Here is a 19,312-nt window from a genome sequence, read left to right on the forward strand (position 1 = left end):
GTCCGGTCGGCGGGGCACCCCCCGGGGTGCCGGGTGCTCGGCTCAGCCGAGGACGGCGAGGGCGTCGATCTCGATGAGGAGGCCCGGGGGCAGCCCGACGTAGACGGTGGTGCGGGCGGAGGCGGGGGCCTTGAGGCCCTGCTCCTCGAAGTACTGGTTGTAGAGCGCGTTCATCTCGGCGAAGTGGTCCACGTCCGTGAGGTAGACGCGCATCATCATCACGTCGTCCCAGCCCGCGCCGCCCTCCTCCAGGATCGCCTTGACGTTGGCGAAGGTCTGGAGGGTCTGCTCGCGCAGGGTGGGGCCGGCCACCGTGGGGGCCTGGCCCTCGACGGCGGGCAGGAAGCCGACCTGGCCGGCGACCTGGAGGATGTTGCCCTTCTTCACGCCGTGCGAGAACTTCGCGGGCGGGGCGGTGTGGGTGGCGGGGGTGAGGGCGGTCTTCTCGACGGGCTGGGCGGGGTTCTGGTCGGTCATGCGCTGTCCTTGCTCGGGGAGGTGCCGGAGAACTCCCGGCTGATGGCGTCCGCGGTGCGGCGCACCTGCGGGAGGAGGGAGAGGAGTTCCTCGGCCGTGACCACCACGTTGGGCGCCGAGACGGACATGGCGGCGACGACGCGGCCGTCGGCGCCGCGGATGGGCGCGCCGACGCAGTTGATGGACTCCTCGTGGCCGCCGAGGTCGGTGGCCCAGCCCTGTTCGCGCACGGTGGCCAGCTCCTTGAGGAAGGCGGCGGCGTTCGGGGTCGAACGGGGCGTGTACGGGGGGTATTCGAGCTTGCCCGCGAGGGTGCGGCGCTCGGGTTCGGGCAGGTCGGCGAGGAGCAGTTTGGCGACGGCCGCGACGGTGATCGCGACGGGCTTGCCGATGCGCGAGTACATGCGGACGGGGTAGCGGCTCTCGACCTTGTCGATGTAGAGGACCTCGCCCTCCTCGTAGACGGCGAGGTGGACGGTGTGCCCGATGCGCTCGTTCAGGGCGGCGAGGTGGGGGTGCGCGATCTCCCGGATGTCGAGGTTCTCGACGGCCTCCTGCGCGAGTGCGAAGAGGCGGGCGCCGAGCCGGTACCGCTGGTCCTGCTGGCGGTAGACGAGGCCGTGCTCGTGCAGGGTGCGCAGCAGCCGGAGGGCGGTGGACTTGTGGACATGGAGCCGGTCGGCGACCTGTCCGAGGTCGGCGGGGCCCTGCGCGAGCAGGGGCAGGATGCTGAGCGCCCGGTCGACGGTCTGGCTCATGGTGTACGTCCCTCCTGGTCGTCCCCCGTCCAGCCGGGGCCGAGCTGAAGTGTGCCCCAGGCGGTCGGGGCGAGGGCGGCGAGGCGGTCGGCGTGGGCGCGGCGGGGCGGGGCGGCCAGGTCGCCGGGGACGGTGAGGGCGGCGGCGGCGAGCAGGTGTCCGTGCCGGAGGCGGGCGGTGGTGTCGAGTCCGCGGAGGGTGGCGGAGAGGAAGCCCGCGGCGAAGGCGTCTCCGGCGCCCACGGCGGCGACGACGTCGACGCGGGGGGCGGGTACGTGCACGACGGTGTCCGTGCCGGGGCCGGTGCGTTCGTGGACGGTGGCGCCGTCGGCGCCGTGCTTGACGACGAGGACGGCGGGTTCGGGGAGGGCGGCGCGGATCGCGGCGGGGTCGCCGAGGCCCCAGGCCTGTTCGGCCTCGTCGGCGCCGACGAAGACGAGGTCGGCCCGGCGGGCGAGTTCGAGGAGGACGGGGCCGGCGGTGGCGGGGCCGTCGCGCCACAGCCCGGGGCGGCAGTTGACGTCGAAGGAGACGAGGGGGCGGCCGGGCCGGGGGGCGGTGAGGGCGCGCATGAGGGCGAGGCAGTCGTCGGAGAGGGCGGCGGTGATGCCGGTGAGGTGGAGGACGCGGGCGTCGGCGACGGTGTCGTAGGGCACGGTCGCGGGGGACATCGCGGAGGCGGCCGAGCCGGCGCGGTAGTAGACGACCTCGTGGGCGTCGGTGGCGCGGTCGGCGGCGGTGCGGAAGTAGACGCCGGTGGGCCGTCGCGGGTCGCGCTGGACGGCGCCGACGTCGACGCCGTGGGCGGCGATGGTCTCGACGAGGTGGTCGCCGAATCCGTCCCGGCCGACCCGGCCGACCCAGCGGGTGCGGTGGCCGGCGGCGGCGAGGGCGCAGGCGACGTTGGACTCGGCGCCGCCGATCGCGCGCTCGAAGGCCGGGACGTCGGCGAGGCGGCCCGGTCGGGAGGGGAGGAAGGTGACCATGGACTCGCCGAGGCACACGACGTCCACGGGCGGTTCTCCGGCCACTCTGGCGCTCCCTTGCGTGTCCTGCGGGTCCATTGACCCGGCCTTGGCCCGGATGCTAGACAGCATTGAGCGACATACGCAATGACTGTTGCACTCTCCGCAACGCTTCGATGAGGAGGCCTCATGCCCGACCTGGCGAACGAGCGCGTCGACCACCGCTTCAAGGCCCTGCCCCCGGACGCCGAGGGCCTGACCGTCGGCGAGCTCGCCTCCCAGCGGCGCAACCTCTTCACCGGCGGCTTCACCACTCCGGTCCTCGCCCTGTCCGCCGAGTCCGTCGAGCACAACCTCCGCCTCCTGGAGACGTACGCCGAGCGGCACGGCCTCGCGTTCGCCCCGCACGGCAAGACCTCCATGGCCCCGCAGCTCTTCGCCCGGCAGCTGGAGCACGGCGCCTGGGGCATCACCGCCGCCGTGCCCCACCAGGCCCGCGTCTATCGGGCGCACGGCGTCTCCCGGATCTTCCTCGCGAACGAGCTCGTCGACCCGGTCGCCCTGCGCTGGGTCGCGGGCGAGCTGGACGCCGACCCGGAGTTCCGCTTCCTCTGCTACGTCGACTCCGTGCGCGGCGTCGAGTTGATGGACGGGGCCCTGCGCGCCGCGGGCGCCACCCGCCCGCTGGACGTCGTGGTCGAACTGGCCGCCGGGGCGACCGGGCGCACGGGCGCGCGGACCGAGGCCGAGTGCGCGGCCGTCGCCGACGCGGTCGCGGGCACCGCGACCCTGCGACTGGTGGGCGTGGCCGGGTACGAGGGGACGATGCCGGGGGCCGACGGCACCCGGGTCAGGGAGTGGCTGCACCGGCTCGTCGGGCTCGCGGCCGACTTCGACAAGGCGGGCCGCTTCGACCCGTCCGTCGGCGAGATCGTGGTGAGCGCGGGCGGCAGCGAGTGGTTCGACGCGGTCGCGGACGTCTTCGCGGAGGTCCCCGCGCTCTCCCTGCCCGTCCTGAAGCTGCTGCGCTCCGGCGCGTACGTCTCGCACGACGACGGGCAGTACCGCGAGCGGACCCCCTTCAACCGGGTCCCGGAGGAGGGCGCCCTGGAGCCCGCGTTCCGCCTCTGGTCGCAGGTCGTGTCCCGGCCGACGCCCGAGCAGGCCTTCACCAACGCCGGCAAGCGCGACGCCGCCCACGACCTGCACCTCCCCGAGGCGCAGGTGGTCCGCGACGCCCGCACCGGCGAGATCCGCCCCGCCGACGGACTGACCGTCACCGGCCTCTCCGACCAGCACGCCTGGGTGGCGACCGAGGAGGGCGCCGACCTGGAGGTCGGCGACTGGCTCGGCATGGGCCTTTCCCACCCGTGCACGATCTTCGACAAGTGGCAGCTGATCCCGCTGGTCGAGGCGGACGGCACGGTCGTCGACTACGTCCGCACCTTCTTCTAGACACCCCCGGACCGCCCGACCGCGCGTCCGGCCCGGTCGGGCCCGCCGGCCGGGCCCACCCCCGCACGCTCTCCCGTAAGGAGTCGGTATGGACCTCGTCTTCCGCGACGCGGAGGTCGTCGACGGCACCGGCGGCGCCTCGTACCGCGCCGACGTGGCGGTCGAGGGCGGCCGGATCGCCGCGATCGTGAAGGAGGGGGCGGCAGCCGGCTGCCTGCGGCCCACCGCCCGCCGCGTCGTGGACGCCGAGGGCCTGGTCCTCTCCCCCGGCTTCATCGACATGCACGCCCACAGCGACCTCGCGCTGCTCCGCGACCCGGACCACAGCGCCAAGGCGGCGCAGGGCGTGACACTGGAGGTCCTGGGCCAGGACGGCCTGTCGTACGCCCCGGTGGACGACCGGACCCTGGCCGAGGTGCGAAGGGCGATCACCGGCTGGAACGGGTCGGGCGACGACATCGACTTCGACTGGCGCACGGTCGGCGAGTACCTGGACCGCCTGGACCGGGGCATCGCGGTGAACGCCGCGTACCTGGTCCCCCAGGGCACCGTGCGGATGTACGCGGTCGGCTGGGAGGACCGCCCGGCGACGGAGTCCGAGCTGGACCACATGCGCCGGCTGGTCGCCGAGGGCATGGAGCAGGGCGCGGTCGGCATGTCCTCCGGCCTGACCTACACACCGGGGATGTACGCGAAGGACGCCGAGCTCACCGAACTGTGCCGGGTGGTGGCCGGGTACGGCGGCTACTACTGCCCGCACCACCGCTCCTACGGCGCCGGGGCCCTGGAGGCGTACGAGGAGATGGTGCGGCTGACCCGGGACGCGGGCTGCGCGCTCCACCTGGCCCACGCCACGATGAACTTCGGCGTGAACGAGGGCCGGGCCCCCGAGCTGCTGGCCCTCCTCGACGAGGCCCTGGACGCGGGCGCGGACATCAGCCTCGACACGTACCCGTACACGCCGGGCTGTACGACCCTGGTGGCGGTGCTGCCGAGCTGGGCGGGCGAGGGCGGCCCGAAGGCGGTCCTCGCCCGGCTGCGGGACGACGCGACGGCGGAGCGGATCCGCCACCACCTGGAGGTCGTGGGCTCGGACGGCTGCCACGGGGTACCGGTGGACTGGGACACGATCGAGATCTCGGGGGTGTCGCACGGGTCGCTCGCGGACTGGGTGGGGCGCCGGGTGGACGGCTGGGCGACGGCCCGCCGGCTGCTCCTGGAGGACCGGCTGGGCACGACCATCCTCCAGCACGTGGGCCACGAGGAGAACGTCCGGACGATCATGCGGCACCGGGTGCACACGGGCGGCTCGGACGGCATCCTCCAGGGCACGAAGCCGCACCCGCGGGCGTACGGCACCTTCCCGCAGTACCTGGGCCGGTACGCGCGGGACCTGGGCGTCCTGTCCCTGGAGGAGTGCGTGGCCCACCTGACCTCCCGCCCGGCGGCCCGGCTCGGGCTGCGGGACCGCGGCGTGGTCCGGGAGGGCTGCGTGGCGGACCTGGTCCTCTTCGACCCGGACACGGTGGCGGCGGGCTCGACGTACGAGTCCCCCCGCACCCTGCCCACCGGGATCCCGCACGTCCTCGTCGGCGGCACCTTCGTGATCGAGGACGGCCGCCGCACGGACGCCCTGCCGGGCCGATCGGTCCGCAGGGGCCGCTAGGGGGCCGGATCCGCCGCCGGCGCGGGCGGCCGTCGGAGCTCCGACGGCTGTGCGCCCCACGGCTCCCGCCGTACCCACAGGAGTCCCGGCAGCAGCACCAGGCCCGCCACCACGAATCCGTACCAGGGCGTGCGCCCGTCCGGTGCCGTCTCGTAGACCAGCGCCGCCGAGAGGACCGCCAGGACCTGCCCGGCCCGGCTCCGCCACGCCGCGGCCGCGACGGCCGCCGTCCCCCACAGCAGGTACCAGGGCTGCACCATCGGCGACAGCGCGACGAGCGCGACCAGCGAGAGCCCCAGCCCGAGCACCGGGTCGAGCCGCCCCCGCCAGGCCCGCCACACGAGCACCAGGACGAGGACCGCGGCGGCGAGCAGCCCGAGGTTCTGCACGGCCGCCTTGACCGGGTCGGGGTCGTCCCCGAGGAGCAGTCCGAGCCCCAGGCCGAGATCACTGCTCACGGACAGCGCCGTGTGGATGGTCCCCGCGACGCTCTGCGTCCGCAGCCATCCGAACCCGGTCCCGGCGAGCACCGTCGCCACCGCCGCCACGGCGCCGGCCACGAGCCCCGGCAGCACGAGCCCCTTCGCCAGGCCCCGCGCACCGCCGTCCCGCCGCGCGACCATCACCCCGATGAACGGCAGCGCGACGGCCGCCGGCGACTTGACCATCATCGCGAGGCCCACGAGGACGCAGCCGAGCACCCACCGGTCCCGCACGGCGAGCAGGACGCCCGCCAGCATGAGCCCGATCATCAGGCCGTCGTTGTGCATGCCGCCGACGACGTGGATGAGCAGCAGCGGGTTGAGGGCGGCCAGCCACACGGCCCCGTCGGGTCCGCCGCGCCCGCCGCCGAGTCCTCGGACGGCCCACACGATCAGCGCGAGCGCGCCGACCGCGAGCAGGCGCGTCCCGAGCACGGCGGGGACGATCGCGCCGCCGGTGAGCTTGACGACGAGCTGGGCGAGGACGAGGAAGGCGGGCCCGTACGGCGCGGGGGTGTCGGTCCAGTGGCCGCCGACGCTGCCGGCCGCGTCCCAGCCGAGCTCGCCGGGCGAGAGGACGGCGGGCCCGCCGCCGTACACGTCGTGCCCTTCGAGGACCATGGCGCCCTGCGCGATGTAGCTGTAGACGTCGGCGCTGTAGAGGGGCGGGGCGAGCAGCAGGGGCGCCGCCCACCAGACGAGGGTGGTGCGCACCCGGTCGCCCGCGCCCCGGGCGAGGAGTACGCCGTACCGCCACCAGGCGGCGACGAGCAGGGTCAGGCCCAGGTACGCGAGGAGGGCGCCGGCCAGGGCGAGCCCGGAGCCGCGCGGCTCCCAGAGGCCCCAGCCGCCGCGCACGGGCAGCGTTCCGCCGGCCCACCCGCCCAGGGTGACGGCGAGCGATCCCGCCGCACCCAGTCGGCGGCATCCGGAGGCACGGAAATCCCACATGACGGGCCAACCTATCCCGCCGGGCGGAGGAGCCCTATTCGGCGGCGGCCGTCCCCGGGGCCTGTCCGACGTGTCCCAAAACACGAAGCGTCGCGGGCGCCCCCGCCGTAAGCTCTCGTCATGCAGGTGATCCAGTCCACGAAGCTCGCCAACGTCTGTTACGAAATCCGGGGTCCGGTGCTCGAAGAGGCGATGCGGCTCGAAGCCGCGGGTCACCGCATCCTCAAGCTCAACACGGGGAACCCGGCGGCGTTCGGCTTCGAGTGCCCGCCCGCCATCCTGGAGGACGTGCTCCGCAACCTCTCCGAGGCGCACGGCTACGGCGACGCGAAGGGGCTGCTGTCGGCCCGGCGCGCGGTGATGAGCCACTACGAGACCAAGGGCATCCCGCTCTCCGTCGAGGACATCTACCTCGGCAACGGCGTCTCGGAGCTGATCCAGATGTCGATGCAGGCGCTGCTGGACGACGGCGACGAGGTCCTCGTCCCGGCCCCGGACTACCCGCTGTGGACGGCGTCGGTCTCGCTCGCGGGCGGCACGGCCGTGCACTACCGCTGCGACGAGCAGGCGGACTGGATGCCGGACCTCGCGGACATCGAGCGGAAGATCACCGACCGCACCAAGGCGATCGTGATCATCAACCCGAACAACCCGACGGGCGCCGTCTACGACGACGAGATGCTCCGCTCGCTCACGGAGATCGCCCGCCGCCACAACCTGGTCGTCTGCTCGGACGAGATCTACGACAAGATCCTGTACGACGGGACCACGCACACCCCGACCGCCGCCCTCGCCCCCGACCTGCTCGTGCTGACGTTCAACGGGATGAGCAAGAACTACCGGGTGGCCGGCTTCCGCTCGGGCTGGCTGGCGGTCTGCGGCCCGAAGCACCACGCGACCTCGTACATCGAGGGCCTGACGATCCTCGCCAACATGCGCCTCTGCGCGAACATGCCGGCGCAGCACGCGGTGGCCGCCGCCCTCCAGGGCAGGCAGTCGATCGAGGACCTGGTCCTGCCGGGCGGGCGGCTCCTGGAGCAGCGGGACACGGCGTACGAGCTGCTCACCCGGATCCCCGGGGTGACCTGCGTGAAGCCGAAGGGGGCGCTGTACCTGTTCCCGCGCCTCGACCCGAACGTCTACAAGATCAAGGACGACCGGCAGATGGTCCTGGACCTGCTGCGGGCGGAGAAGATCATGGTGGTGCACGGGACGGGCTTCAACTGGCACGAGCCGGACCACTTCCGGATCGTCACGCTGCCCGCGGCCGCGGACCTGGCGGACGCGGTGACCCGGATCGGCCGCTTCCTGGACGGCTACAGCCAGCCCTGAGCGGCCCCGGCCGGACCTCACTCAACTTTAGACTGAATCTAAGATAGGATGGCTCCAGACACTCAGGAGGCCGTCCCATGTACGAACCGATCCGCACCAAGTCGGTCCACCGGATGGCCGACGACGTCCACGACGCGTATCCGCACCGCTCCCGCGAGGAGGAGCTGGACATCCAGCTCGCCGGGCACCTCTCGGCCCTGCTCGCCGTCACCGACGAGCTCGGCGACACCGAGGCGGGCGACGTGATCGCCCGGCAGGTCGCGCGCCTTCGCGGCGCCCCGCCGGCGCGGCACGCGGGTCTCCGGGGCGCGTCCGCGCCGGACCTGCACCGCCGGGCCCACGCCCTCGCGGGCCGCGCCCTGGTCGTCGCCGCCTCACGGGCCGACACGGCCGCCGCGATCCTCGCCGCCGAGCGCATGGACGCGCACACCGCCGCGCTGGCCGGGGAAGCCACCCTGGCCGCGACCGGCACCCCCTGACGGCCCCGGTCCGCGTGGCACGAACCGCGCGGACCGGGCGCCACACGTCCCCGCCCGCCGGGGCGACCGTGTCCGGGCATGCGCCGGCCCCCGGAGCCTGAGGGGGCTCCGGGGGCCGGTTGCGTCGTGGTGGGCCGTCGTGACCCCACTGGTCAGGGCGGTATCTCGGGGCAACCCACCACGAGTGCGCGGTGCGGGATCAGCCCAGGCGCTCGACGAGCGCGTGGTACTGGTCCCACAGCTCCTTCGGCGTGTGGTCGCCGAAGGTGTTCAGGTGGTCCGGGACGAGGGCGGCCTCCTCGCGCCACACGTCACGGTCGACCTTGAGGAGGAACTCCAGGTCCTCGGCCGGCAGGTCGAGGCCCTCGGTGTCGAGGGACTCCGCGGTCGGCAGGATGCCGATCGGGGTCTCGACGCCCTCGGCCCTGCCCTCCAGGCGCTCGACGATCCACTTGAGGACGCGGCTGTTCTCGCCGAAGCCGGGCCAGACGAACTGGCCGGCGTCGTTCTTGCGGAACCAGTTCACGTAGTAGATCTTCGGCAGCTTGGCCGCGTCCGCGGTGGCGCCGACCTTGACCCAGTGGGCCATGTAGTCGCCCATGTTGTAGCCGCAGAAGGGCAGCATGGCGAAGGGGTCGCGGCGCAGCTCGCCGACCTTGCCCTCGGCGGCGGCGGTCTTCTCGGAGGCGACGTTCGCGCCGAGGAACACGCCGTGGTTCCAGTCGAAGGACTCGGTGACCAGCGGGACGGCGGAGGCGCGGCGGCCGCCGAAGAGGATCGCCGAGATCGGGACGCCCTTGGTGTCCTCCCACTCGGGGGCGATCGTCGGGCACTGGCCGGCCGGGACGGTGAAGCGGGCGTTCGGGTGGGCGGCCGGCGTCTCGGACTCCGGCGTCCAGTCGTTGCCCTTCCAGTCCGTGAGGTGCGCGGGGGCCGTCTCGGTCATCCCCTCCCACCACACGTCGTTGTCGTCGGTGAGCGCGACGTTGGTGAAGACGGAGTTGCCCCAGAGGGTCTTCATGGCGTTGGCGTTGGTGTGCTCGCCGGTGCCGGGGGCGACACCGAAGAAGCCGGCCTCGGGGTTGATCGCGTACAGGCGACCGTCCTCGCCGAAGCGCATCCAGGCGATGTCGTCGCCGATGGTCTCGACGGTCCAGCCGGAGATCGTGGGCTCCAGCATCGCCAGGTTCGTCTTGCCGCAGGCCGACGGGAACGCGGCGGCGACGTACTTCGCCTCGCCCTGCGGCGGGGTCAGCTTGAGGATCAGCATGTGCTCGGCGAGCCAGCCCTCGTCGCGGGCCATGACCGAGGCGATGCGGAGCGCGTAGCACTTCTTGCCGAGCAGGGCGTTGCCGCCGTAGCCGGAGCCGTACGACCAGATCTCGCGGGTCTCGGGGAAGTGCGAGATGTACTTGGTGGAGTTGCAGGGCCACGGCACGTCCTCCTGGCCCTCCGCGAGGGGGGCGCCGAGGGTGTGGACGGCCTTGACGAAGAAGCCGTCGGTGCCGAGCTCGTCGAGGACGGGCTGTCCCATGCGGGTCATGGTGCGCATGGAGACGGCGACGTACGCGGAGTCGGTGATCTCGACGCCGATGGCGGAGAGCGGGGAGCCGACCGGGCCCATGCAGAAGGGCACGACGTACATGGTGCGGCCGCGCATCGAGCCGCGGAAGATGCCCTCGGAGCCCGCGAAGAGCGCCTTCATCTCGGCCGGAGCCTTCCAGTGGTTGGTCGGGCCCGCGTCCTCCTCCTTCTCGGAGCAGATGAAGGTCCGGTCCTCGACGCGCGCGACGTCGGTCGGGTCGGAGGCGGCGTAGTACGAGTTCGGGCGCTTCACCGGGTCGAGCTTGGTGAAGGTCCCCTTGGCGACGAGCTCCTCGCACAGGCGCTCGTACTCGGCCTCGGAACCGTCGCACCAGACGATGCTGTCCGGCTGGGTGATCTCGGCGATCTCGTTCACCCAGGAGACGAGCTCCTGGTGCTGGGTCGGAAGGGTCTGGGGAGCCGCGTTGTCGCGCGCCACGATTGCTCCTTGTAGAGGGGTTTGTTGAGGTGTGCCCCGTGGGGGCCGCGACCCGGATGCTTCGTAGCTGCTCATCCGGTGCCGACCGCACTCATTTGATCATCCGACGGATCCGCCCATATGTCCAGGGGCCCGCCCACGTGAGCATCGCCACTCGTATTCGCGACCTACGGGGGCGTAGGTACGATTCCGTTCCATGACTGCAGCCACGCCGGAAGTGCCCCCGATCGCACCGGATCCGATCGGGCAGGCCCCGTCGGTCCCGCTGAAGCCCCGGCTCCGGGGGTGGCTGCACGCGGGCATGTTCCCCGCCGTGATCGTGGCCGGCCTGGTCCTGGTCGCCCTCTCCGACTCGCCCCGCGCCCGCATCGCCTGCGGGATCTACGTCCTGACCGCCTGCCTGCTCTTCGGCATCAGCGCGCTCTACCACCGGGGCGACTGGGGGCCGCGCGGCGAGGCCGTGCTCCGGCGCCTCGACCACGCCAACATCTTCCTGATCATCGCGGGCACCTACACCCCGCTCACCCTGCTGCTGCTCCCCGACTCCACCGGCCGGCCGCTCATGTGGGCGGTCTGGGCCGCGGCGCTCGCCGGCATCGCCTTCCGGGTCTTCTGGGTCGGCGCCCCGCGCTGGCTCTACACCCCCTGCTACATCGCGATGGGCTGGGCCGCGGTCTTCTTCCTGCCCGACTTCATGCGCGCGGGCGGCATCGCCGTCCTCGTCCTCGTCATCGTCGGCGGACTCCTCTACAGCGCCGGCGGCGTCATCTACGGCATCAAGCGCCCGAACCCCTCGCCCCGCTACTTCGGCTTCCACGAGGTGTTCCACTCGCTGACGCTGGCCGCCTTCATCGTCCACTACGTCGGCATCTCGCTGGTGGCCTACCAGCACGCCTGACCGGACACCGGGCGGGCCCGGCGACGGGCCGGCCCCCTCAGGGACCGGCCGGGCCGCCCAGCGCCCCCCGCACCACCCGCGCCGACTCGGGGTTGTCGGCGCACCCCCAGACGCCGTGCGGGCAGTAGTCGGTGACGGTCTGGTAGACGGGCCGGTGGACCGCGAACCAGTCCAGCATCCCCCGCACGTACGCCGGGTTGTCGCCGTTCCGGAAGAGCCCCCACTCGGGGTACGAGACCGGCTTGCCGTGGGCGGCGGCGAACCGCACGTGGTGGGCGAGCCCGTACTCCTCGGCGACCTGCTCCTCGAAGGAGAGCCCCGCGGGCTGGTCGTACGCGTCCATCCCGATGATGTCGAGGACGTCGTCCCCCGGATAGCAGCGCGGCCACTCCACGGCGTCCCGCCCCCGGCTCGGGGTGAAGTCGAAGCGGAACCGCTGCCCCGGCACCCCGCGCAGCACCTCGACGACCCGCCGCCAGTACGCCTTCCAGGCCTCCGGGTCCGGGCCGCAGCGATGGCTGTACGTCGTGCCGTTCATCTCCCAGCCGAGCACCAGGACCGCGTCCCCGAGCCGGTGCGCCACCAGCCGCTCCCCCAGCGTCCGGAAGTGCCCGTCGAAGGCGCCGGCCGCCCCGCTCCGCAGCCCCGCCCGCACCTCGGCGTCCGGCAGCCCCGCCTCGCTGCGGTCCATCATCGGCACGTTGAGCACGAAGAGACGCCCCGGCCGCGCCTCCTTCCAGCGCGCCCAGGGCTCGAAGAGGGCCGGGTGGCCCTCGATGTTGGACCAGCGGTCGCCCGGCAGATAGGTGTGCCCCACGGTCAGCGCCCCGCCGCCGAGCCAGGCCTGCACCTGGGCGATCCTGCGCACGCCCGCCTCGTCGGAGCCCGTGAAGAAGCCGGACGGCACCCCGGGCAGCGGCACCGGATCCGGCTCGGGCGCCGCCCGGGTCCCGGCGTGCCGGTCGCCGGGGGCGATCCGGTCGTACGGCAGCAGGAGCACGAGAACGGCCGCGAGCAGCACGACGAGTGCGGCCCGCGGCCCGGGGAGGAGACGGTTCACGTCAGCTCGTCCAGAAGTCCCACCACCGGGTCAGGATCAGCATCCCGATGATCCCGACGTGCAGCACGGGCAGGGCGAAGGTGAACTCGCCGAGGAAGGTCCGCACGCCCGCCGGGGCGGGGATCACCCCGTGCCGCACGTTGTGCGCGGTGACGTACCAGAACATGACGATGGTGGCGACCCAGGCCAGGCAGCACCACAGGCAGAGCGAGTTGATCTCGTACAGCGACTGGTACATCAGCCAGGTGCAGAATCCGACGCCGAAGAGCATGCCGGCGTCGAGGCCGAGCCAGAGCCACGGCCGGTAGCGGGCCCCGGCGAGGAGCCCCGCGCCGAGGGCCACGACGACGGCGTACGTGACGAGGCCGAGCATCGGGTTGGGGAAGCCGAAGACACCCGCCTGCTCGCTCTTCATGATGTTGCCGCAGGACACGACCGGGTTCAGGCTGCACCCCGGCTGGAAGCCGGGATCCTCCAGCAGCTTGAACTTGTCGATCGTGATCACCCAGCCGGACAGCACGCCCGCCGCTCCGGTGATCATCAGCATCCAGGCGAAGGCCCGGCTCGCGCCGACCGTCCCCGCGGTCCCCCGCGCGGACTCCTCACGCTCCTGCCGCTGCTCCGGCACCCCGCCCCGTACGTTCACCGTCGCCATGGCGCGATCCCTTCCCGCTCAGCCCTGCAGACGCCGGACGGGCATCAGGACGTGGGCGCTGTCCTTGAGCATCTCCTCGTCGGAGACGAAGGTCCGCAGCGCGGCCTCGTCGACCGGCTGCCCGGGGACCGCCTCGGGCCACGGACGCACGGAGCAGATCAGGTAGACCTGGCCGCGCTCGCGGGCCGCTTCCTGCCACTCGTCGGGGACCGGGCACTGCACCTTCAGGAAGGGCAGGTTGAGGACGGCGGAGCCGCCCTCGACCAGCAGCGAGGCGGTGATCCCGGCGTCCTTCTCCAGATCGAAGAGCCGGTCGCCGACGGAGAGGCCCATGGCCTCCAGGGCGGTCCGCATGGCCTGCTGACCGGCCTCCGGCCCGTCCCGGCCGTCGCCGAGCGAATACGCCATGAGGAACGGCGTCCCGGCCGCGTCGGCGGAGGGCTCGCTGGACCACGGGATCACCGTGAGAGTTCCCAGCGGAGAGGCGCTGCGCGCCGAGGAAACGACGTTGGAAGTGGTCATGAATCGGATGCTAGTGCTCCAACCACCCTTTCCCCGCGCCGAATTCACCCGATCGGCCGACATTCACGCCGCTGGCATTTCCGCCGCAACGAACCCGGGTTTTCATCGTTGTGCCCTGAGGGCTCCCACGACCCCGAGGAGATCACCCATGATCGTCCCCCGCCGCGTCGCGCTGCGGTCCCTCTTCGCGCTGGCCGTCACCGCTTTCACGGGGGGCGCCCTCGGCCGCATCGCGAGCCGCCCGCCCTCCGGTCCGCCCGCGGCGGACGCGCGCGATCCGCACGCCTTCGACGAGCTGTACCGGGGCCGCCGCATCCTGGGCTTCTCCGGCCCCGAGGGCGAGCCGGTGGCCCTCGTCGACGGTCTGCCGCTGCATCTGATGCGCTGCGCCGACGGCGGCTACGTCACCCCGATCGACCACTACGAGTCCTGCCCGACGCCGCGGGCGGCGGTCCGCGCGGCCGTGGACGAACTGGGCACCGCCCGGCTCTCCCCGCTCGCCGGCGCCCACGGCGTCCCCACCGACCCGACGGGAGGGAGCCCGCGTGGTGTACACGCGTAAGAACCAGCGCGACCTGACCGGCGCCGAGCGCCGGAAGTTCGTCGCCGCCGTCCTGGAGCTCAAGCGGACGGGGGCGTACGACCGCTTCGTCCGCACCCACATCGACCACTACACGGCCGACGGGGAGGGCCGGCTCCGGGTCGCGCACATGACGCCCAGCTTCCTGCCCTGGCACCGCAAGTTCCTGCTGGAGTTCGAGACGGCACTGCGCCGGATCGACCCGACGGTCTCCGTCCCGTACTGGGACTGGACCCGGGACAACAGTCCGGCGTCCTCGCTCTGGGGCGAGGACTTCCTGGGCGGCAACGGCCGCAGGAGCGACCTCCAGGTGATGACCGGCCCGTTCGCGCACTCCGCCGGACGCTGGACGATCACCCAGTCGATGACCCAGGAACGCTTCCTGACCAGGGACTTCGGCCGCCCACGGGATCCGATCGCGCTGCCGACGCAGGCGCAGCTCGACGAGGTGATGCGGGAGCGCGTGTACGACGCGACCCCCTGGAACTCGACGAGCTCCTCCGGCTTCCGCAACCGCCTGGAGGGCTGGGCGCCGGGCCGGGGCAACGAGCGGTTCCGGATCCACAACCGGGTGCACCGCTGGGTCGGCGGGCTGATGCTCGGCGGCGGCTCGGTCAACGACCCGGTGTTCTGGCTGCACCACTCGTTCGTCGACCTGGTCTGGTCGCGCTGGCAGCAGCGCAACCCGGGGGCCGCGTACCTCCCCGCGGAACCGCCGCCGCTCGGGGACGGCCAGTACCGCAAGGTCGTCGCCCGGCACGAGCCGATGGCTCCCTGGGGAGTGACGCCGGCCTCGATGCTCGACCACAGCCGGATCTACCGGTACGCCTGAGGGCCGGCCCGTGCCCCGCACGCACGCGTCCCCCCGATCCGGGTCGGATCGGGGGGACGCGGTCGTTACGGGGGATCAGCCGCCGTAGCCGCCGTCACCGTTGTCGTGACCGTCGGCGTTGATGCAGGTGTTGCCGAACGCCGGGTTCAGCAGACCGATGACGTTGACGGTGTTGCCGCAGAGGTTGACCGGGACGTGGACCGGGACCTGGACGACGTTGCCGGAGGCGACACCGGGCGAGTGGGCGGCGACGGCCTCGGCGCCCGAGTCGGCGACGGCCAGGCCGGCTCCGCTGAGGGCAACGGCACCCGTGCCGGCGAGAACAGCGGCAGCCTTCGCGATGCGAGACATCAAGAACTCCTTGGATGGAAAGCGACCGCAGGAATCACGGCCGTCATTCCCGTTCAACGTCGCACCACGGACCGGGTCACGGGCGTTGGGCCGAAAGGGAGGAGGGAAAACCGAGAAATGACCCGCGGGACGAGCACCGTCCGCCGCCGGATACGGCGGTACGGGCTCGGCCCGCGGGTCGCGGCCATGCGACAAGCCTCTTCTTGCAACGAACGAAAGCGCTTCCGGTGGCGGGGAAGAATCGTGTCTTCACCCGTGAGGCCGCCGATCGCACGGAGGAACGAGGGGGAAGTCCGCCGCGACCCGGGGGTCAGTGCGCCTCGGGCGCCAGACCGAGCTGCGAGTCGAGCGCCCCGCTGACCATCGGGGGCAGCAGGCCGACCCGCGGCTGGGCGAGGTCCGGCAGGCCCGCGAGACCGTTGCCCTCGGGCGCGACCACCGGGTTGCCGACGACGGCGCCCGGGGTGGCCGCCGCCATCTCCGAGTGCGGCGTGGCGAGGAGGGCCCGGCCGGGCTCGCTGTCCTTCACGACCTCGGGGAGCGGAGCGGCCACCACGGTCTCGGGGAGGGTGCCGGTGAGCGGCACGCTGGGCAGCGCCACGTCGGGAAGCGAGCCGAGGCCCTTCTGGAAGCCGGTGGGGGCGCCGGGCATCGGGACGGGTACGCCGGTGGCCACCGTCGGGGCGTCCATCGGGAGCACCGGGTCGAGCCCCTGGAGGGGGACGACGACCGGTGCCTCGACGGCCGAGGCCGGGGCGGCCAGGGCGGAGGCGAATGCGGTCATGAGGAGTCCCATGCCGGCGTGAGAGCGCAGAGTCATGTTCTGACAACGAGGTCTTCGGGCGAACGTCCCCGGAACTCCCCCATGTGCAGCAACGGGCGAGGCCCTCACCGGTGACGGTGAGGGCCTCGGTTGACGCCGGGCGGGGGGGCGTCAGTGGCGGCGGGCGATCCGCCCACCGCGGAGGTACACGACGGTGCCGCCGACGATCAGTGCGGCACTGATCGCGGCCGCGCCCATGAGCGCGGTCTCGCTGCCCGTGTCGGGGAGCTCGGGCGGGGAGGTGGGCGGCTTGGTCGGCCCGCAGCTGGGCTCCGGCTCCTCGCCCGGACCGGGCTTCTCGCACTCGTCGGGCTTCGGCGGGTACGTGGGCGGGGTGGTCGGCGGGTGCGTCGGCGGGTGGGTCGTCGGCGGCGTCGTGGGAGGCGTCGTCGGCGGCTTGGTCGGCGGCTTCGTCGGCGGCGTGGTGGGAGGCGTCGTCGGCGGGTGCGTCGGCGGGTGGGTGGTGGGAGGCGTGGTCGGCGGCGTCGTGGGAGGCGTCGTCGGCGGCTTGGTGGGCGGATGCGTGGGCGGGTGGGTCGGGGGATGCGTCGGCGGGTGGGTCGGGGGGTGCGTCGGCGGGTGGGTCGGGGGGTGCGTCGGCGGGTGCGTCGGCGGGTGGGTCGGGGGGTGCGTGGGCGGGTGCGTCGGCGGGTGCGTCGGTTCACCCGGATGAGTCGGCTCGCCGGGGTGCGTGGGTTCACCCGGCTCGTCGCCGTAGCCGCCGGGGCCCTCCTCCTGGGCGCAGAGGTCGCCGACGGCCGCGGCGACGAAGCCGCCGAGATCCATGCTCGTTCCGCAGACGTCCGCGGACAGCGGGGCCTGGGCATGACCGGCGTGGCCCGGGCCCGGACCGTCACCGGTACCGGCGTGGGTGCTCGCGGCCAGGGCGAATCCGCCGCTCAGCGACAGGATGCCGGTCGCTGCCGCCGCGGTGAGTACTTTCCTGCTGATGATGGACCGCATACCGCTCTTCCTCTGGAGAAAGGGAGAGGCCGGCGAGGATCCCCCCTCGCTCCGACCGGCCTCATCCACGCCGACGTTCGCGTGGGACTGGCCAGAGGGTATGGGTCGGCGAACCCCGTGCAACCGGGGCCACACGGCAGCTGATCAGAAAATCATTCGATCAGCCGACCGTGGGGAACGGCGCCTTTCCCGGCGCCGCAAATGCCCTCGAAAGGAGCGTCGCTGATGTGGTGTCAGCCGTAAAGGGAAAGCCGGTGTCAGCCGCCGAGGGGCAGACCGCCAGGGACCGGGAGACCGCCCAGCAGCGGGGCGCCCTTGGTGGTCTCGTTCAGCTGGGTCGCGGTGTCGGTGACGGTCTTGACCGGGGAGCCGTCGGTGGTGCTGCTCAGGACGTCCGACTTCAGCCCGTTGGCGGCGATCGCTTCGAGGCCGCCGTTCAGGCTGGTGGGGGTGAGCGCCTCCGTGGCCATGGCGGGCGCGGCGGCACCCAGAGCCATCAGCGAACCGGCGACGACCGCGGCGACCTTGGTGGGCTTCATGGGGAGAATCCTTCCTCTGAACTTTCAAGTCACGTGCTGCACAGGCTTCTTGGCCGAATCCCGTGCGCTTTGTTCTGCTTCTGTAACGAACGGCGTGCCGCACGGAAACTCCGGAAGGAAGGATTTCTCGACACTGCACCCGATCGATGCCGACCGGTGCTATTTGCCGATCGCGCGCCGGAGCGCACGCCGGTGCCGGCCCGGGCGGTACGCCGGGCCGGCACGGGACCTGCGGATGACTAGCCGACGGGCAGCCGCGGCGCGACCGGCAGCTCGGGCACGCCCGCCGGGGGCGCCACCGGAGCGTCGACGGGCAGTTCGGGCGCGGGGACCGGGAGCTCCGGCGCGGGGACCGGGAGCGTGGGCGCCGCGGGCAGGCCGCCGCCGAGGAGTGTGCCGAGGACGGTGTCGACCAGCGCGGTCAGGGTGGCCGTGACCTGCGGTACGGCCCCGGCGGTGTCGCCGGAGCCGACCGCGGCGAGCAGACCCGCGACCGCCTTCTCGACGGTGGCGAGGGCGTCGCCGACGAGGTCGGCCGGGGCGGCGGCCCGGTCGGCCCCGGCCGCGGGCGAGGTCACGGGGAGATCCGGCAGCGGGAGCCGGGCGGCGGATTCGGCCTCTTCGACGAACGCCGCGACCTTGGCCCTGAAGGCCTCCACATCGACGGCGGGCGGTCGGCCCGCGTCGGCCTTGAGGGCGGCGGCGACGAGCTCGCTCACCGGGGTGAGCACCCCGGTGAGGTCGCCGAGCTCCTCGCCCTCGGCCGCGAGGTCGGTGCCGTCGGGGACGGGCGCGCGGACGCCCCGGTCGGTCGTGACGGACGGGTGGGGTGCGTCGGCGAGGGCGGGTCCCGCCGCGCCGAGGGAGATGACGGCGGATATCGCCAGGGCGGTGATGCGGCGCGTGGCCAGGGGACGCATATGTGTTCCTTTTCCTTATGCGTCGGACAACTTCCCTCTCACCGTGCCTGCGGGTATAGCGCTCCGCAACCGAGGAGCTACGGAACGCCACGCCTCCGTTCGGGTGAATCCGGTGCTCGAACATGCCCTCCGACGGGGCGTACGCCGTTGCACCGGACGGCGCACGACGGTGCCGCCGAACGAGTACCGAGCCCATGACCGCAAGGAGAAAGCCGGTGCGCCCGCCCCGTCGGGGGCGGGCGCACCGGCTTCGGAAGGACCGATCAGGCGTGCCGGATCAGGCGTTGACGCAGGTGTTGCCGAAGGTCGGGTTCAGCGCGCCGATGACGCTGACCGTGTTGCCGCAGAGGTTGACCGGGATGTGCACCGGGACCTGGACGACGTTGCCGGAGCCGACACCGGGGGACTTCACGGCCGCGCCCTCGGCGCCGGCGTCGGCGGTGGCGGCACCGGCGGCACCGGCGACCGCGGCGGCGGCACCCACGGTCAGGACAACGGCCTTGGCGATACGGGACATGGGGAAGTGCTCCTCGATCGAAATTCAACGTGGACTGCGCGGACTGTTCGGCCCGGCTCCCTCA

At 72.9% G+C, this 19,312-nt stretch carries 21 protein-coding genes; 7 read left to right on the top strand and 14 right to left on the bottom strand.

Going from position 1 to position 19,312, the window contains the following annotated elements; translation table 11 throughout:
• Positions 1-42: 42 nt before the first annotated feature.
• The 3 genes from ACY0MR_RS13930 to ACY0MR_RS13940 are packed head-to-tail and all read right to left on the bottom strand — an operon-like array spanning position 43 to position 2,299.
• Complete coding sequence (locus ACY0MR_RS13930; RefSeq protein ID WP_404079222.1) at positions 43-477, bottom strand: RidA family protein; 435 nt, start codon at positions 475-477, stop codon at positions 43-45.
• Positions 474-1,235 carry an IclR family transcriptional regulator gene (locus tag ACY0MR_RS13935; RefSeq protein WP_473560952.1) on the bottom strand — a complete coding sequence of 254 codons (762 nt, stop codon included), beginning with the start codon at positions 1,233-1,235 and terminating at the stop codon, positions 474-476. The genes ACY0MR_RS13930 and ACY0MR_RS13935 overlap by 4 nt, the downstream gene beginning before the upstream one ends.
• Positions 1,232-2,299: a sugar kinase gene (locus ACY0MR_RS13940; protein ID WP_388793066.1), complete on the bottom strand. Its 1,068-nt coding sequence runs from the start codon at positions 2,297-2,299 to the stop codon at positions 1,232-1,234. The genes ACY0MR_RS13935 and ACY0MR_RS13940 overlap by 4 nt, the downstream gene beginning before the upstream one ends.
• A gap of 90 nt (positions 2,300-2,389) precedes the next feature.
• Here ACY0MR_RS13940 and ACY0MR_RS13945 point away from each other — a divergent pair, with 90 nt between their 5' ends.
• On the top strand, positions 2,390-3,655 hold the full coding sequence (locus ACY0MR_RS13945; RefSeq protein WP_473560954.1) for an amino acid deaminase: 1,266 nt from the start codon (positions 2,390-2,392) through the stop codon (positions 3,653-3,655).
• A gap of 88 nt (positions 3,656-3,743) precedes the next feature.
• Complete coding sequence (locus tag ACY0MR_RS13950; RefSeq protein WP_473560956.1) at positions 3,744-5,321, top strand: N-acyl-D-amino-acid deacylase family protein; 1,578 nt, start codon at positions 3,744-3,746, stop codon at positions 5,319-5,321.
• On the opposite strand, the gene mptB is transcribed toward ACY0MR_RS13950, so the two are convergent.
• Complete coding sequence (mptB, locus tag ACY0MR_RS13955) at positions 5,318-6,754, bottom strand: polyprenol phosphomannose-dependent alpha 1,6 mannosyltransferase MptB (RefSeq protein ID WP_473560958.1); 1,437 nt, start codon at positions 6,752-6,754, stop codon at positions 5,318-5,320. The genes ACY0MR_RS13950 and mptB overlap by 4 nt on opposite strands.
• Before the next feature lie 120 nt (positions 6,755-6,874).
• On the opposite strand from mptB, the gene ACY0MR_RS13960 reads away from it, so the two are divergent.
• Positions 6,875-8,086: a pyridoxal phosphate-dependent aminotransferase gene (locus tag ACY0MR_RS13960; RefSeq protein ID WP_361863131.1), complete on the top strand. Its 1,212-nt coding sequence runs from the start codon at positions 6,875-6,877 to the stop codon at positions 8,084-8,086.
• Between the two features lie 77 nt (positions 8,087-8,163).
• Positions 8,164-8,565: an SCO4983 family protein gene (locus ACY0MR_RS13965; RefSeq protein ID WP_473560960.1), complete on the top strand. Its 402-nt coding sequence runs from the start codon at positions 8,164-8,166 to the stop codon at positions 8,563-8,565.
• A 199-nt stretch (positions 8,566-8,764) separates the two neighbouring features.
• Here ACY0MR_RS13965 and ACY0MR_RS13970 read toward each other — a convergent pair whose 3' ends face one another.
• Positions 8,765-10,588, bottom strand: a complete 1,824-nt coding sequence (locus ACY0MR_RS13970) for a phosphoenolpyruvate carboxykinase (GTP) (RefSeq protein WP_388793056.1) — start codon at positions 10,586-10,588, stop codon at positions 8,765-8,767.
• Between the two features lie 196 nt (positions 10,589-10,784).
• On the opposite strand from ACY0MR_RS13970, the gene trhA reads away from it, so the two are divergent.
• A complete protein-coding gene (trhA, locus tag ACY0MR_RS13975) occupies positions 10,785-11,486 on the top strand; it encodes a PAQR family membrane homeostasis protein TrhA (protein ID WP_361857856.1) in 702 nt (233 codons plus the stop codon).
• A 37-nt stretch (positions 11,487-11,523) separates the two neighbouring features.
• Here the strand turns inward: trhA and ACY0MR_RS13980 are convergent, their stop codons facing one another.
• From ACY0MR_RS13980 to ACY0MR_RS13990, 3 genes are read right to left on the bottom strand one after another with little or no spacing between them, the layout of a single operon-like run.
• On the bottom strand, positions 11,524-12,546 hold the full coding sequence (locus tag ACY0MR_RS13980; RefSeq protein ID WP_473560963.1) for a glycoside hydrolase family 26 protein: 1,023 nt from the start codon (positions 12,544-12,546) through the stop codon (positions 11,524-11,526).
• Between the two features lies 1 nt (position 12,547).
• Complete coding sequence (locus tag ACY0MR_RS13985; protein ID WP_361857862.1) at positions 12,548-13,201, bottom strand: vitamin K epoxide reductase family protein; 654 nt, start codon at positions 13,199-13,201, stop codon at positions 12,548-12,550.
• A gap of 18 nt (positions 13,202-13,219) precedes the next feature.
• Entirely contained in the window at positions 13,220-13,723 is a 504-nt protein-coding gene (locus ACY0MR_RS13990; RefSeq protein WP_361857865.1) for a DUF5949 family protein, read from the bottom strand.
• 148 nt (positions 13,724-13,871) lie between these two features.
• Between ACY0MR_RS13990 and ACY0MR_RS13995 the strand changes: the two genes are divergently transcribed.
• Positions 13,872-14,285, top strand: a complete 414-nt coding sequence (locus tag ACY0MR_RS13995; RefSeq protein WP_361857867.1) for a tyrosinase family oxidase copper chaperone — start codon at positions 13,872-13,874, stop codon at positions 14,283-14,285.
• Positions 14,269-15,135 carry a tyrosinase family protein gene (locus ACY0MR_RS14000; RefSeq protein WP_361857870.1) on the top strand — a complete coding sequence of 289 codons (867 nt, stop codon included), beginning with the start codon at positions 14,269-14,271 and terminating at the stop codon, positions 15,133-15,135. Before ACY0MR_RS13995 ends, ACY0MR_RS14000 begins: the two co-directional genes overlap by 17 nt.
• A 75-nt stretch (positions 15,136-15,210) precedes the next feature.
• On the opposite strand, the gene ACY0MR_RS14005 is transcribed toward ACY0MR_RS14000, so the two are convergent.
• The 6 genes from ACY0MR_RS14005 to ACY0MR_RS14030 all read right to left on the bottom strand — a co-directional run bounded on the left by ACY0MR_RS14005 (position 15,211) and on the right by ACY0MR_RS14030 (position 19,248).
• Positions 15,211-15,486, bottom strand: a complete 276-nt coding sequence (locus ACY0MR_RS14005; RefSeq protein ID WP_030324043.1) for a chaplin — start codon at positions 15,484-15,486, stop codon at positions 15,211-15,213.
• A 310-nt stretch (positions 15,487-15,796) separates the two neighbouring features.
• Positions 15,797-16,270, bottom strand: coding sequence for a hypothetical protein (locus tag ACY0MR_RS14010; protein WP_473560966.1), 474 nt, complete (start codon positions 16,268-16,270; stop codon positions 15,797-15,799).
• 150 nt (positions 16,271-16,420) lie between these two features.
• Entirely contained in the window at positions 16,421-17,272 is an 852-nt protein-coding gene (locus ACY0MR_RS14015) for a hypothetical protein (protein WP_473560968.1), read from the bottom strand.
• Between the two features lie 257 nt (positions 17,273-17,529).
• Positions 17,530-17,811, bottom strand: coding sequence for a hypothetical protein (locus ACY0MR_RS14020; protein WP_329282458.1), 282 nt, complete (start codon positions 17,809-17,811; stop codon positions 17,530-17,532).
• 239 nt (positions 17,812-18,050) lie between these two features.
• The gene (locus tag ACY0MR_RS14025) at positions 18,051-18,731 is read right to left on the bottom strand and encodes a hypothetical protein (protein ID WP_473560970.1); all 681 of its coding nucleotides are present in this window, start codon (positions 18,729-18,731) and stop codon (positions 18,051-18,053) included.
• 277 nt (positions 18,732-19,008) lie between these two features.
• On the bottom strand, positions 19,009-19,248 hold the full coding sequence (locus ACY0MR_RS14030; RefSeq protein ID WP_030324034.1) for a chaplin: 240 nt from the start codon (positions 19,246-19,248) through the stop codon (positions 19,009-19,011).
• Between the last annotated feature and the right edge of the window lie 64 nt (positions 19,249-19,312).

The organism is Streptomyces sp. JN8, from assembly GCF_055808075.1.